At 53.3% G+C, this 13,931-nt stretch carries 13 protein-coding genes; 6 read left to right on the top strand and 7 right to left on the bottom strand.

The window, feature by feature from the left end:
• Positions 1-98: 98 nt before the first annotated feature.
• From IMQ48_RS02300 to folA, 5 genes are all read left to right on the top strand, one after another.
• Complete coding sequence (locus tag IMQ48_RS02300; RefSeq protein WP_196207742.1) at positions 99-1,442, top strand: MFS transporter; 1,344 nt, start codon at positions 99-101, stop codon at positions 1,440-1,442.
• A gap of 90 nt (positions 1,443-1,532) precedes the next feature.
• Positions 1,533-1,766, top strand: coding sequence for a YgdI/YgdR family lipoprotein (locus tag IMQ48_RS02295; protein WP_196207741.1), 234 nt, complete (start codon positions 1,533-1,535; stop codon positions 1,764-1,766).
• Between the two features lie 104 nt (positions 1,767-1,870).
• Positions 1,871-2,401, top strand: a complete 531-nt coding sequence (gene kefF, locus IMQ48_RS02290; RefSeq protein WP_196207740.1) for a glutathione-regulated potassium-efflux system oxidoreductase KefF — start codon at positions 1,871-1,873, stop codon at positions 2,399-2,401.
• The gene (gene kefC / locus IMQ48_RS02285) at positions 2,394-4,256 is read left to right on the top strand and encodes a glutathione-regulated potassium-efflux system protein KefC (protein WP_196207739.1); all 1,863 of its coding nucleotides are present in this window, start codon (positions 2,394-2,396) and stop codon (positions 4,254-4,256) included. The genes kefF and kefC overlap by 8 nt, the downstream gene beginning before the upstream one ends.
• Before the next feature lie 198 nt (positions 4,257-4,454).
• Positions 4,455-4,934, top strand: coding sequence for a type 3 dihydrofolate reductase (folA, locus tag IMQ48_RS02280; protein WP_137383754.1), 480 nt, complete (start codon positions 4,455-4,457; stop codon positions 4,932-4,934).
• A gap of 96 nt (positions 4,935-5,030) precedes the next feature.
• On the opposite strand, the gene apaH is transcribed toward folA, so the two are convergent.
• The 6 genes from apaH to lptD form a co-directional block, all read right to left on the bottom strand.
• On the bottom strand, positions 5,031-5,879 hold the full coding sequence (gene apaH / locus IMQ48_RS02275) for a bis(5'-nucleosyl)-tetraphosphatase (symmetrical) ApaH (protein ID WP_196207738.1): 849 nt from the start codon (positions 5,877-5,879) through the stop codon (positions 5,031-5,033).
• Between the two features lie 10 nt (positions 5,880-5,889).
• Positions 5,890-6,267, bottom strand: coding sequence for a Co2+/Mg2+ efflux protein ApaG (gene apaG, locus IMQ48_RS02270; protein ID WP_045439694.1), 378 nt, complete (start codon positions 6,265-6,267; stop codon positions 5,890-5,892).
• Between the two features lie 2 nt (positions 6,268-6,269).
• On the bottom strand, positions 6,270-7,091 hold the full coding sequence (gene rsmA, locus IMQ48_RS02265) for a 16S rRNA (adenine(1518)-N(6)/adenine(1519)-N(6))-dimethyltransferase RsmA (RefSeq protein WP_196207737.1): 822 nt from the start codon (positions 7,089-7,091) through the stop codon (positions 6,270-6,272).
• Positions 7,084-8,076 carry a 4-hydroxythreonine-4-phosphate dehydrogenase PdxA gene (gene pdxA, locus IMQ48_RS02260; RefSeq protein WP_196207736.1) on the bottom strand — a complete coding sequence of 331 codons (993 nt, stop codon included), beginning with the start codon at positions 8,074-8,076 and terminating at the stop codon, positions 7,084-7,086. The genes rsmA and pdxA overlap by 8 nt, the downstream gene beginning before the upstream one ends.
• Positions 8,076-9,362: a peptidylprolyl isomerase SurA gene (surA, locus tag IMQ48_RS02255; protein WP_196207735.1), complete on the bottom strand. Its 1,287-nt coding sequence runs from the start codon at positions 9,360-9,362 to the stop codon at positions 8,076-8,078. Before surA ends, pdxA begins: the two co-directional genes overlap by 1 nt.
• Positions 9,363-9,618: 256 nt before the next feature.
• A complete protein-coding gene (gene lptD, locus IMQ48_RS02250) occupies positions 9,619-11,976 on the bottom strand; it encodes an LPS assembly protein LptD (RefSeq protein WP_196207734.1) in 2,358 nt (785 codons plus the stop codon).
• 378 nt (positions 11,977-12,354) lie between these two features.
• Here lptD and djlA point away from each other — a divergent pair, with 378 nt between their 5' ends.
• Positions 12,355-13,167, top strand: a complete 813-nt coding sequence (gene djlA, locus IMQ48_RS02245; protein WP_181618629.1) for a co-chaperone DjlA — start codon at positions 12,355-12,357, stop codon at positions 13,165-13,167.
• A 95-nt stretch (positions 13,168-13,262) separates the two neighbouring features.
• Here the strand turns inward: djlA and rluA are convergent, their stop codons facing one another.
• Positions 13,263-13,922, bottom strand: a complete 660-nt coding sequence (gene rluA, locus IMQ48_RS02240) for a bifunctional tRNA pseudouridine(32) synthase/23S rRNA pseudouridine(746) synthase RluA (RefSeq protein ID WP_115259480.1) — start codon at positions 13,920-13,922, stop codon at positions 13,263-13,265.
• Positions 13,923-13,931 lie beyond the last annotated feature (9 nt).

Below are 13,931 nucleotides of genomic sequence, written 5' to 3'. Positions count from 1 at the left end.
GGATGGCGGCTTCGCCTTATCCGGCCTACAGGCACAGTACGTAGGCCTGATAAGCGCAGCGCCATCAGGCATTAAGTTAAATAAAACAGGACATCACCATGCAGCAGCCCAGGAACTTTGATGACATCAAATTCACCTCTATTCACCGCCGGATAATGCTGTGGGGAAGCGGCGGACCGTTTCTGGATGGCTATGTGTTGGTGATGATTGGCGTTGCGCTGGAGCAGCTTACACCGGCATTGAACCTGGATGCTGAGTGGATTGGTCTGCTGGGAGCCGGAACTCTGGCTGGGCTGTTTGTCGGCACGTCGCTGTTTGGCTATATCTCTGACAAAGTTGGGCGGCGCAAAATGTTTATCATCGATATCATCGCCATTGGCGTGATATCGGCGGCAACGATGTTTGTGACGTCCCCCGTTGAATTGTTGGTGATGCGGGTGCTGATTGGGGTGGTGATTGGTGCTGATTATCCGATAGCCACTTCCATGATCACCGAATTTTCTAATACTCGCCAGCGCGCCTTCTCCATCGGTTTTATTGCCGCCATGTGGTATGTCGGTGCAACCTGTGCCGATCTGGTCGGTTACTGGCTGTATGATGTCGAGGGCGGATGGCGCTGGATGCTGGGGAGTGCGGTGATCCCCTGCATTTTGATCCTCATCGGTCGCTTTGACCTTCCCGAATCGCCGCGCTGGCTGCTGCGTAAAGGTCGGGTTAAAGAGTGTGAAGCGATGATGATCAAGCTGTTCGGCGAGCCGGTGGTGTTCGACGAAGAAGCACCGCAGGAAACACGCTTTCTCCAGTTGTTTAATCGCCGCCATTTTCCGTTTGTCCTGTTTGTTGCCGCCATCTGGACCTGCCAGGTGATTCCGATGTTCGCCATTTACACCTTCGGTCCACAAATTGTCGGGCTGCTCGGCCTCGGCGTTGGGAAAAGCGCTGCACTGGGTAACGTGGTGATTAGCTTGTTCTTTATGCTGGGCTGTATTCCGCCGATGTTCTGGCTCAACAGCGCGGGTCGTCGACCGCTGTTGATCGGCAGCTTTATTATGATGACGCTGGCGCTGGCTGCGTTGGGGTTGATCCCGGATATGGGCGTCTGGCTGGTGGTGCTGGCGTTTGCTGTGTATGCGTTTTTCTCGGGAGGGCCGGGGAATCTTCAGTGGCTGTATCCCAATGAGCTGTTCCCTACCGATATTCGTGCGTCAGCCGTCGGGGTGATTATGTCGCTAAGCCGGGTAGGGACCATTGTTTCCACCTGGGCGCTGCCTGTCCTCATCACCAAATACGGGATCAGCCACGTAATGCTAATGGGGGCCGGGATTTCGCTGATTGGTCTGCTGGTTTCTATTGCCTATGCGCCAGAAACGCGGGGGATGACGCTGGCTCAGACCAGCCAAATGACGATCCGCAGTAAGCCTGTGTCGAGAGTGACCCATTAGGAGTGTTCTGTATTTTCCCTGTTCCTCAGTCAGTTAGTCTAAGCTTAATCGGTATATCACTGAAAATGACTGAAAAGCAGGGAGAACACCATGCAAAAACATATTCTGATCACCTCGATTTTTACCGCAGCAGCGCTGTTCACCGTCGCCGGTTGTTCCTCAAACCAGGCGGTTAAAACGACCGACGGTAAAACTATCGTTACCGACGGCAAGCCGCAGGTGGATGACGATACTGGCCTGGTGTCGTATGAAAATGCGGAAACCGGTAAAACGGAACAAATTAACCGCGATCAAGTGAAAGATATGAGCGAACTCGACAACTAATTCAGTTTTCTCCATTCAGCTACTCAATAATATTGACTTTTAGCCTGCTGATTAACTGACTAAACTCACTGGTATTACAATAATGCAGTGATAGCAGGCTAATCATGATTCTCATCATTTATGCACATCCCTATCCGCAGCATTCGCATGCGAATAAGCGGATGCTTGAGCAGGCAAGGGCGCTGGAGGGTGTAGAGGTTCGTTCGCTCTACCAGCTTTACCCCGACTTCAATATCGACATCGCCGCGGAACAAGACGCGCTTTCACGCGCGAGCCTTATCGTCTGGCAGCATCCCATGCAGTGGTACAGCACGCCGCCTCTCCTCAAACTGTGGATGGACAAAGTTCTTGCCCACGGCTGGGCGTATGGTCATGGCGGTACCGCGCTGCACGGTAAACATTTGCTGTGGGCGGTCACCACCGGCGGCGGTGAAAATCATTTTGATATCGGCGCCCATCCGGGGTTTGACGTGCTTTCCCAGCCTTTGCAGGCCACGGCGTTATATTGCGGTCTTAAGTGGCTGCCGCCTTTTGCGATGCACTGTACGTTCATCTGTGACGACGAAACGCTGCAGGCGCAGGCGCGGCATTACAAGCAGCGCTTAATGGAATGGCAGGAGACACATCATGGATAGTCATACTCTGATACAGGCGCTGATATATCTTGGTTCAGCGGCGTTGATTGTACCGATTGCGGTCCGGTTGGGGTTAGGGTCGGTGCTGGGGTATCTCATTGCAGGGTGCATCATCGGCCCGTGGGGTTTAAGACTGGTGACGGACGCTGAATCTATCCTGCATTTTGCAGAAATCGGCGTGGTGCTGATGCTGTTTGTCATCGGTCTGGAACTCGACCCACAGCGCTTGTGGAAGCTACGTGCCTCGGTGTTTGGCGGCGGCGCATTGCAAATGGTGGTTTGTGGTGGATTGATTGGTCTGTTCTGTATGTTCCTTGGCCTGCGCTGGCAGGTGGCAGAACTGATTGGCATGACGCTGGCACTATCCTCCACGGCTATCGCCATGCAAGCGATGAATGAACGTAACTTGATGGTGTCGCAATTGGGACGCAGCGCATTTGCCGTGCTGCTGTTCCAGGATATTGCCGCCATTCCGCTAGTTGCCATGATCCCGCTGCTGGCGGCGAGCGGGGCGTCAACCACGCTTGGGGCGTTTGCGCTGTCAGCGCTGAAAGTGGCTGGTGCGCTGGCATTGGTGGTGGTGCTGGGGCGATATGTCACACGACCGGCCCTGCGTTTTGTCGCGCGCTCCGGGCTGCGGGAGGTGTTCAGCGCCGTTGCCCTGTTCCTTGTTTTTGGATTCGGTTTATTGCTGGAAGAAGTGGGCCTGTCGATGGCGATGGGTGCATTCCTGGCGGGAGTGTTGCTGGCAAGCTCGGAGTATCGTCATGCCCTGGAAAGCGATATCGAACCGTTTAAAGGGCTGTTGCTGGGGCTGTTTTTCATCGGCGTCGGGATGTCTATCGACTTCGGCACGCTGATTGATAATCCGCTGCGTATTATTATTCTGCTGGCGGGTTTCCTGGCAATCAAAACCATCATGCTGTGGGTAATTGCTAAGCCGTTGCAGGTGCCGAACAAGCAACGTCGCTGGTTTGCCGTATTATTAGGACAGGGGAGTGAGTTTGCCTTCGTGGTGTTTGGTGCGGCGCAAATGGCCAATGTGCTTAACCCTGAATGGGCAAAAGCGCTGACGCTGGCGGTGGCGCTGTCTATGGCGGCTACGCCAATTTTACTGGTTGTCCTGACGCGTCTGGAAAAATCGTCCGCCGGTGAAGCGCGTGAGGCGGATGAAATCGATGAGGAGCAACCTCGGGTGATCATTGCCGGGTTTGGTCGATTTGGTCAGATAACCGGTCGTTTGCTGTTGTCGAGCGGGGTGAAGATGGTGGTACTCGATCATGATCCGGACCATATCGAAACGCTGCGCAAATTTGGTATGAAGGTTTTTTATGGCGATGCGACACGGATGGATCTGCTGGAGTCTGCGGGTGCCGCGAAAGCGGAGGTGATCATTAACGCTATTGACGATCCGCAAACCAGCCTGCAATTGACCGAAATGGTGAAAGCACATTTCCCGCACCTGCAAATTATTGCCCGGGCGCGCGATGTTGATCATTACATCCGTCTGCGTCAGGCGGGGGTCGAGATGCCCGAGCGTGAAACCTTTGAAGGCGCATTAAAAACCGGGCGTCTGGCGCTGGAAGGTCTGGGGCTTGGGCGCTATGAAGCACGCGAGCGGGCCGATGTATTCCGTCGCTTCAATATGCTGATGGTTGAAGAGATGGTGAAAGGTGAAAACGACGCGATTTCACGCGCGGCAGTATATAAACGCACCAGCGCCATGCTGAGTGAAATTATTACCGAGGATCGTCAGCATTTGTCTCTCATTCAACGCCATGGCTGGCAAGGCACGGATGAAGGTAAACATACGGGCGACATCGCAGATGAGCCGGAAGTGAAACCGTCAGCATAGGGTAAAAAGTGTGATGTTCTGCAAACTTTACTGCTAATTGGCTGTTTTTGAACTACTGTAATGCTGGGAGTCCGCTCAGAAGTTACGGACTCGCCAGCAGAACAGAAAATTTTCCTGCACATCTTCCTTTGGCTAGTCGACGAAAGAATGCGCTTTCCGTATAGTGGCGACAATTTTTTTGTATCCGGGAAATATTCAATGATCAGTCTGATTGCGGCGTTAGCGGTAGATCGCGTCATCGGTATGGAAAACGCCATGCCGTGGAACCTCCCTGCCGATCTCGCCTGGTTTAAACGTAATACCTTAAACAAGCCAGTTGTCATGGGACGCCATACCTGGGAATCGATCGGCCGACCGTTGCCAGGGCGTAAAAATATCGTCATCAGCAGCAAGCCTGGCACCGACGATCGCGTGCAGTGGGTGAAGTCTGTTGATGAGGCGATTGCTGCCTGTGGCGATGAACCCGAAATTATGGTGATTGGCGGTGGGCGCGTGTATGAGCAGTTCTTGCCTAAAGCGCAGAAGCTGTATCTGACGCATATTGATGCAGAAGTTGAAGGGGATACGCATTTCCCTGACTATGAGCCAGACGACTGGGAATCTGTTTTCAGTGAATTCCACGATGCCGACGCGCAAAACTCGCACAGCTACTGCTTCGAAGTTCTGGAACGTCGTTAAGCATGTCAATGCCGGATGGCGGTGAAACGCCTTATCCGGCCTACATCCGGCACTGGAGTAGGCCTGATAAGCGTAGCGCCATCAGGCATAAACATTTCAGGCGTTTACCGCCTCGCCGGGATCCAGACTCTGATGGCGATTTGACGGCTGAGTAAAGTACTGCTTGTCTTCCCAACGTAGACAGGTGAGATCCCCGCCCCAGCAGCAGCCCGTATCCAACGCGTAAATCCCTTCCGGCGTCCCTTTACCTTCCAGCGATGCCCAGTGCCCAAAGGCAATACTATAGGCGTCATTTACCGGTCCAGGGATGGCAAACCACGGTTTCAGCGGCGCAGGCGCGTCTTCCGGCGACTCTTTGCTGTACATATCCAGCTGGCCGTTGGGGAAGCAATAGCGCATACGGGTAAAGGCGTTTGTAATAAAACGTAGGCGGGCAAGTCCCGTCAGTTCCGGCGTCCAGTTATTTGGCATGTCGCCATACATGGCATCGAGGAAGAACGGATACGAGTCGCTCGACAGTACCGCTTCGACATCCCGGGCGCAGTCTTTCGCGGTTTGTAGATCCCATTGTGGCGTAATCCCGGCATGCGCCATCACCAGCTTCTTCTCTTCGTCTACCTGCAACAGAGGTTGGCGACGTAGCCAGTTCAGCAGCGAATCAGCATCCGGAGCTTCGAGCAGCGACGCCAGCCTGTCTTTGGGTTTATTCCGGCTGATGCCTGCAAACACTGCCAGCAGGTGTAAATCGTGATTACCTAATACTAACCGCACGCTATCGCCGAGCGATTTGACATAGCGCAGCACGTCCAGAGAGCCGGGCCCACGAGCGACCAGGTCGCCGGTGAGCCATAAGGTATCTTTCCCGGGGGCAAAATTGACTTGATGCAGCAAGGCTACCAGTTCATCGTAACAACCATGAACGTCGCCAATGAGGTATGTTGCCATAGCTATTGTTTTAGTGGATGAGAGTTGGAACGGCGAGCCTGAATACGGGAATGTCGATGGTAAAGGCAACGCCCTGCTCATCAATCATTTCGTAATGCCCCTGCATGGTACCCAGCGGGGTTTCAATCACCGCACCGCTGGTATACTGGTACTCTTCGCCGGGCTCAATGTGGGGCTGAACGCCTACCACACCTTCGCCCTGGACTTCGGTTTCACGGCCATGACCATTGGTAATTAACCAGTAACGCCCTAACAGCTGTACTGGCGCTCGCCCCAAATTGCGAATAGTTACGGTATAAGCGAAAACGTAACGTTCATCATCAGGTGAGGATTGCGCCTCAATATAGACGCTTTGTACCTGAATACACACTCGGGGCGAATTGATCATGCTTAACTCTCCTTCGATGGCGCTTTTTCTGACAGATAGTTAGCCATCCGGCAGTATTGGGCGACAGAGATATTTTCCGCGCGCAACGCCGGATCAACACCCAGCTCCGTCAGTACTTCAACGCTGAACAGATTACCAAGGCTGTTACGTACCGTTTTACGGCGCTGGTTAAACGCTTCGGTGGTAATGCGGCTCAGGACGCGAACATCTTTAACCGGGTACGGCATTGTCGCGTGAGGGACCAGGCGTACAACGGCAGAATCGACTTTAGGCGCAGGCGTGAACGCTGATGGCGGCACTTCGAGTACCGGGATCACCTGGCAGTAATATTGTGCCATAACGGTTAGTCGACCATACGCTTTACTGTTTGGCCCTGCAACCAGACGGTTGACCACTTCTTTTTGCAACATGAAATGCATGTCGGCAATGGCATCAGTATAGGTAAAAAGATGGAACATCAGCGGCGTGGAGATGTTGTAAGGCAGGTTACCAAATACGCGCAGCGGCTGTCCCAGGGTTTGCGACAACTCGCCGAAGTTCATGGTCATGGCGTCTTGCTGATAGATAGTCAGCTTTGGCCCTAAAAACGGGTGCGTTTGCAGGCGTGCGGCCAGATCGCGGTCCAGTTCAATGACCGTGAGCTTGTCCAGACGTTCACCTACCGGCTCGGTCAGTGCCGCAAGGCCCGGGCCGATTTCGACCATGGCCTGGCCCTTTTGCGGGTTGATAGCAGAGACAATACTTTCGATCACAAATTGATCGTTGAGGAAGTTTTGCCCGAAACGTTTACGGGCTAAATGGCCCTGATGGACTCGATTATTCATTAGTATTAACAATCATCTTGATGGCGAGGTTAAGCGCCGTAATAAAACTGCCGACATCTGCTTGTCCACGACCCGCCAGTTCAAGTGCGGTGCCGTGATCAACGGATGTGCGAATAAATGGCAGGCCCAGTGTGATATTCACACCGCGACCAAATCCCTGGTATTTTAGCACGGGGAGGCCCTGATCGTGGTACATTGCCAGCACAGCATCCGCGCTATTGAGATATTTGGGCTGAAACAGGGTGTCTGCAGGCAGTGGGCCATGCAATTTCATGCCCTGTGCGCGCATCTCATCCAGTACCGGAATGAGCGTGTCGATCTCTTCCGTTCCCATATGACCCCCTTCCCCCGCATGCGGGTTCAGGCCACAGACCAGAATCTGCGGATCGTTCAGACCAAACTTGGTGCGTAAATCATGATGCAGGATGCCGATCACTTCCCGCAGTAGCGCGGGCGTAATCGCATCGGCAACGTCTCTGAGCGGCAGGTGCGTGGTTGCCAGTGCTACGCGCAACTCTTCGGTTGCCAGCATCATCACGACTTTTTTCGCTTGCGAACGTTGTTCAAAAAATTCGGTGTGTCCGGTAAACGGCACGCCGGCGTCATTGATCACGCCCTTGTGAACCGGGCCGGTAACCAGCGCGGCAAACTCTCCATGTAAGCAACCGTCGCACGCGCGAGCCAGCGTATCGACCACATACGGTCCATTTTCTACCGCCAGTTGACCCGCAACGGCAGGGGCCCGCAGCGCAATCGGTAGCAGTGTCAATGTGCCTGCTAATTGTGGTTTAGCAGGCGTTTCTGGAGAGTAGGGGAGGAGCGAGAGCGGTAAACCGAGCATGGCTGCCCGGTTTGAAAGTAGTGCGGCATCGGCGCAGATGACGAGTTCTACCGGCCACTCACGCTGCGCAAGCTGGACCACCAGGTCCGGGCCAATCCCGGCAGGCTCGCCGGGAGTGATGACAACGCGTTGAGTACGGGCCATTAGTTGCTCAGAATTTTAACGTACGCACTGGCACGCTGTTCTTGCATCCAGGTTGCCGCTTCTTCTGAGAACTTACGGTTCATCAGCATGCGATAGGCTTTGTCTTTCTGCGCGGCGTCAGTTTTATCAACGTTACGCGTGTCCAGCAGTTCGATCAGGTGCCAGCCAAAAGAGGAGTGTACCGGGGCGCTCATCTGGCCTTTATTCAGTCGGGTCAGCGCATCGCGGAAGGCCGGATCGAAGATATCCGCTGCAGCCCAGCCCAGATCGCCGCCCTGGTTTGCTGAACCAGGATCCTGAGAGAACTCTTTAGCAGCGGCGGCAAAGGTGGTTTTACCGCTCTTAATATCAGCCGCAATTTGCTCCAGCTTCTGGCGCGCTTGCTGATCGGTCATGATCGGCGACGGTTTCAGCAGGATATGGCGGGCATGAACTTCAGTCACGGAGATGCTCTGGCTCTGGCCACGCATATCGTTGACTTTCAGGATGTGGAAACCGACACCTGAACGGATCGGGCCGATAATATCGCCTTTTTTCGCGGTGCTTAACGCCTGAGCAAAGATACCCGGCAGTTCCTGAATACGGCCCCAACCCATCTGACCACCTTTCAGTGCCTGCTGGTCTGCGGAATAGGTGATAGCCAGTTTGCCGAAATCGCTACCATTACGAGCTTCATCGACAACTGAACGCGCCTGGCTTTCTGCTTCGTTAACCTGGTCTGAGGTTGGGTTTTCCGGTAACGGAATCAGAATGTGGCTCAGATTCAGTTCAGTGCTGGCATCATTTTGGTTGCCAACCTGCTGTGCCAGAGCGTCTACTTCTTGCGGTAGAATGGTGACGCGACGGCGGACTTCATTGTTACGCACTTCAGAGATGGTCATCTCTTTGCGGATCTGGCTACGATAGGTAGAATAGCTCAGGCCATCATGTGCCAGACGGCTGCGCATCTGGTCCACTGTCATGTTGTTCTGCTTAGCGATGTTGGCAATGGCTTGATCCAACTGCTCATCAGAGATTTTCACCCCCATCTTCTGACCCATCTGCAGAACGATTTGATCCATGATCAAACGTTCGAGGATCTGATGACGCAGCGTAGCGTCGTCGGGTAATTGCTGACCCGCCTGACCCGCATTAAGTTTTACTGACTGCATTAATCCATCGACGTCGCTTTCCAGAACGACGCCGTTATTGACGACGGCTGCGACTTTATCGACTACCTGTGGGGCAGCGAAACTGGTATTCGCGACCATGGCGATACCGAGAAGCAGCGTTTTCCAGTTCTTCATACTTTTTCCATTATTAATTAACCGCAAGGCGGATTACGTTTATACCCGTCGTCTTTCAAACTGCATTTTTGTTGGCTGCTGAGTTACTCGTTTCATCCATGAGACCCGCCCTTACGGGCCGTCGCTGTGCGACGTTCAAATCTGTTCCTCACAGACTTGTCATTCACCCCAGTCACTTACTTATGTATGCTCCTGGGGCTTTTCTCAGTTGCCGCCTCAATGCAGCTCGAAATCCATTGGGTATTAATCAATCAGATCATAATGTGCTTTGATACGGCAAAATATTCGAACGCAACATTTGACTGGTGCCGAGACCATAGTTAGAGCTCAGACCGCGCAGTTCGATATTAAAGCCGATCGTGTTGTCATAAATCGCGTGTTGCATTTTGTTATCCCATCCGTTCAGCTTACGCTCGTAGCCAAAGCGAATAGCGTAACAGCAGGAGTTGTACTGTAAGCCCAGCATTGAGTCCGCTGCTTTGTTCACATTGGTATCGAAGTAGTACGCCCCGACAATTGACCAACGGTCAGCAATCGGCAAGCTGGCCACGCCACCCACCTGAGAGATCCCGTTTGCATACTGTGCGTTTGTCACATCACGCGAAGGTACTGCGGCCTGAATATATTCCGGACTGGCGTAGCGGTAGTTCAACTGCAGTAAACTGTTTTCGTCACGACGGTATTCGATACTGCTGCTGCTGGTCGCGATGCTGTCCAGACGGGTGTCGTACTGGATCCCGCTGCGTAAACCCCAGCGATCGGAGATACGCCAGTAGGTATCGCCTGCCCACACTAGCGAGCCGGTTTGGTCGTCATTCTCCCATTTTATCTGGTCATCACCGGTGCGAGACTCGGTGAAATAGTAGATTTGACCCACAGAAATGTTAAAACGTTCAACGGCAGCGTCATCATATACGCGAGATGTGACCCCGGTCGTCACCTGATTGGCTGAGGCAATACGGTCCAGGCCGCCATAGGTGCGGTCGCGGAACAGGCCGCTGTAGTCAGATTGCAGCAGGGAAGAGTCATAGTTATAGATATGACTTTGGTCGCGATACGGCACGTACAGATATTGCGCGCGCGGCTCGAGCGTCTGAGTATAGCCTGGCGCCAGCATTTCCATGTCACGCTCAAAGACCATTTTACCGTCGACTTTGAATTGCGGCATCACGCGGTTGGCGGAGTCATCCAGCTTGGTGTTCTGCGGGTTACTGTTATACCAATCCAGGTTGGTCTGCTGATAGTGTGTCGCCAGCATTTTGGCTTCAGTGTTGATACTTCCCCACTGATTAGATAAAGGCAGATTGATGGTCGGTTCGAGGTGTAAACGCGTTGCTTCCGGCATGTTGTCGGTCGTGTTGACGAAATGCACTGCCTGCGCATAAACGCGGGTATCAAATGGACCAACGTCGTTCTGATAGAAGTTAACGTCTAGCTGTGGCTCGGCGGAATAGCTACTCTTGTTCTGATCGCCAAAGACCTGGAACTGTTTGGTGGATACTGTCGCATCAAAGTTTTTCACCGCGTAGCCGACGCTGAATTTCTGCGTGGCGTAACCGTCGGTACTGGAACCATACTTGTTATCAAAGTCGTTGAAATAGCTGGAGTCGCTGACCTTGGTGTAGTCGACATTAAAGCGCCATACCTGGTCCATCACGCCAGCGTGGCGCCAGTAGAACAGCCAGCGGCGCGAGTTGTCATCCTTCGAGTTTTCATCCTCGTAGACTTTATCAGAGTTCAGATAGTCGAATTCCATTAAACCGGCACCCGCCTGGCTGAGGTAGCGGAATTCGTTCTCCCACATCACGCCGCCACGACGGTGCATGTAATGCGGCGTGATGGTGGCGTCCATATTGGGCGCAATGTTCCAGTAATATGGCAGGTAGAACTCAAAATAGTTATTGCTAGTGTATTTTGCGTTCGGGATCAAGAAACCGGAGCGGCGTTTGTCGCCGACGGGCAGCTGCATATACGGGCTGTAAAAGACCGGAACCGGACCCAGCTTAAAGCGGGCGTTCCAGATTTCTGCAACCTGTTCTTCACGGTCGTGGATCACTTCGCTACCGACAACGCTCCAGGTATTGGAGCCCGGCAGACAGGAGGTAAAGCTCCCATTTTCCAGAATGGTATAGCGGTTTTCACCACGCTGTTTCATCAGGTCGGCTTTTCCGCGTCCCTGACGTCCCACCATCTGATAGTCACCTTCCCAGATGTTGGTATCTTTGGTATTCAGATTCGACCAACCCTTTGGTCCCTTCAGAATGACCTGGTTGTCATCATAATGGACGTTACCCAGCGCATCGACGGTACGAACCGGCTCCGGCAGACCCTCGGCCTGCTTCTGGTGCAGCTGCACTTCGTCAGCCTGCAGGCGGCTGTTACCCTGTGCGATATCCACGTTGCCAGTAAACACGGCGTCATCCGGGTAGTTCCCTTTCGCGTGATCGGCATTGATGGTAACAGGTAATTCATTGGTCTCGCCCTGCACCAGAGGACGGTTATAGCTCGGCACGCCCAACATGCACTGTGAGGCGAGATCGGCTGCCAGGCCCTGTTGACTATAAAGGGCGCTGGCAATCATGGTGGCCAGAAGAGTGGGAATACGTTTTTTCATACGTTGTATTTATTGTTCCATCATCAGTAGCGTCGCGCGTGACAAACGGTCACAGCCTAACTTATCTCATCTTCACTTCGCTAGTATTAATCCAGCCCATTTTATACCTGCCACCTTTCAAGCTGCATCTTCGTTGTCTTCCTCGTTCACCCCAGTTACTTACATTGGCAAGCTCTTGGGAGTGACTGTGTTACCGCCTTGTTGCAACTCGAAATCCAACGGGTATAGCGTTTGTGGTGTTAGGCACGGCATTGAATGACAGGTATGATAATGCAAATTATAGGCGATGTCCCACAATTGACCGCTGCCGTAAAACGGTAAAAGCACCTTATATTGTGGTACATAGCCCGGCTGGCAGCGTAAAGATTTGGGGAGTCTATGCAGTATTGGGGAAAGATTATTGGTGTGGCCGTGGCCTTAATGATGGGCGGCGGCTTCTGGGGCGTGGTTTTAGGTCTGCTAGTCGGCCATATGTTCGACAAAGCCCGCATGCGCAAAATGGCGTGGTTTGCCAATCAACGTGAACGTCAGGCGCTGTTTTTTGCTACCACCTTTGAGGTGATGGGACACCTGACTAAATCAAAAGGACGCGTCACGGAAGCCGATATTCATATCGCCAGCCAGCTGATGGACCGGATGAATTTACACGGGGATTCACGTACCGCCGCGCAGCATGCCTTCCGGGTGGGAAAATCAGACAATTACCCATTACGTGAAAAAATGCGCCAGTTTCGCAGCGTCTGTTTTGGCCGCTTCGATCTGATCCGTATGTTCCTGGAGATCCAAATTCAGGCGGCGTTTGCGGACGGGTCTCTGCATCCTAACGAACGCGAAGTGCTGTATGTAATCGCTGAAGAGCTGGGGATCTCGCGCGCGCAATTTGATCAGTATCTGCGCATGATGCAGGGTGGTGCGCAGTTTGGTGGTGGATATCAGCAACAGTCTGGCGGTGGCTGGCAGCAGGCACAGCGTGGCCCGACGCTGGAAGATGCGTGTAATGTGCTGGGTGTTAAAGCGACCGACGATGCCACTACTATTAAGCGGGCTTATCGTAAACTGATGAGCGAGCACCATCCCGACAAGCTGGTCGCGAAAGGACTGCCGCCAGAAATGATGGAAATGGCCAAGCAAAAAGCGCAGGAAATTCAAAAAGCTTACGAGCTGATTAAGGATCAAAAAGGATTCAAGTGATTGAATTGCCGGATGTGGCTAGCGCCTTATCCGGCCTACGTTAATGAATGTAGGCCGGGCAAGCGAAGTGCCCCCGGCATAAATTGGCTCAGAATTTAAAAATCCGCTGGGACTTTAAAGGTCATACTGTTGCCGTACTCGGGATGGGTAATGGTGAGCATCTCGGCATGCAGCAGCAGGCGTGGCGCTAACGCCAGGGCCTCCGGCGGGGCATAGAAGCGGTCACCCAGAATCGGATGCCCTAACGCCAGCATATGCACGCGTAGCTGATGAGAACGCCCGGTAATGGGTTTCAGCACCACCCGGGCGGTATTATCCGCCGCGAATTCCACCACTTCATATTCGGTCTGCGCGGCTTTGCCCGTCTCATAACACACTTTCTGTTTTGGTCGGTTCGGCCAGTCGCAAATCAGCGGTAAATCCACCAGTCCCTCGGCGGGTGAGGGATGTCCCCACACGCGTGCGACATATTGCTTCTTCGGTTCGCGCTCGCGAAATTGACGCTTTAGCTCGCGCTCTGCCGCTTTGGTCAGCGCCACTACAATTACGCCGCTGGTGGCCATGTCCAGACGATGCACTGATTCCGCCAGTGGATAGTCGCGTTGAATACGCGTCATCACGCTGTCTTTGTGCTCTTCAAGGCGACCCGGCACGGACAGCAAACCGCTCGGCTTGTTGACCACCATAATGTGTTCATCCTGATACAGGATAACCAGCCAGGGTTCCTGCGGCGGATTGTAGTTTTCCATCCCCATGTATGGCTC

The organism is Citrobacter sp. Res13-Sevr-PEB04-36, assembly GCF_015672735.1.
Taxonomy (GTDB): Bacteria; Pseudomonadota; Gammaproteobacteria; order Enterobacterales; family Enterobacteriaceae; genus Citrobacter.
The sequence above is the reverse complement of the archived record's forward strand: the minus strand, read 5'-3'. Positions and strand labels throughout refer to the sequence as shown.

Bases quoted from the DNA above. Each gene is read 5' to 3' on its own strand.
- IMQ48_RS02300 (WP_196207742.1), top strand. From the start codon at position 99: ATGCAGCAGCCCAGGAACTTTGATGACATCAAATTCACCTCTATTCAC.
- IMQ48_RS02295 (WP_196207741.1), top strand. From the start codon at position 1,533: ATGCAAAAACATATTCTGATCACCTCGATTTTTACCGCAGCAGCGCTG.
- kefF (WP_196207740.1), top strand. From the start codon at position 1,871: ATGATTCTCATCATTTATGCACATCCCTATCCGCAGCATTCGCATGCG.
- kefC (WP_196207739.1), top strand. From the start codon at position 2,394: ATGGATAGTCATACTCTGATACAGGCGCTGATATATCTTGGTTCAGCG.
- folA (WP_137383754.1), top strand. From the start codon at position 4,455: ATGATCAGTCTGATTGCGGCGTTAGCGGTAGATCGCGTCATCGGTATG.
- apaH (WP_196207738.1), bottom strand. From the start codon at position 5,879: ATGGCAACATACCTCATTGGCGACGTTCATGGTTGTTACGATGAACTG.
- apaG (WP_045439694.1), bottom strand. From the start codon at position 6,267: ATGATCAATTCGCCCCGAGTGTGTATTCAGGTACAAAGCGTCTATATT.
- rsmA (WP_196207737.1), bottom strand. From the start codon at position 7,091: ATGAATAATCGAGTCCATCAGGGCCATTTAGCCCGTAAACGTTTCGGG.
- pdxA (WP_196207736.1), bottom strand. From the start codon at position 8,076: ATGGCCCGTACTCAACGCGTTGTCATCACTCCCGGCGAGCCTGCCGGG.
- surA (WP_196207735.1), bottom strand. From the start codon at position 9,362: ATGAAGAACTGGAAAACGCTGCTTCTCGGTATCGCCATGGTCGCGAAT.
- lptD (WP_196207734.1), bottom strand. From the start codon at position 11,976: ATGAAAAAACGTATTCCCACTCTTCTGGCCACCATGATTGCCAGCGCC.
- djlA (WP_181618629.1), top strand. From the start codon at position 12,355: ATGCAGTATTGGGGAAAGATTATTGGTGTGGCCGTGGCCTTAATGATG.
- rluA (WP_115259480.1), bottom strand. From the start codon at position 13,922: ATGGGGATGGAAAACTACAATCCGCCGCAGGAACCCTGGCTGGTTATC.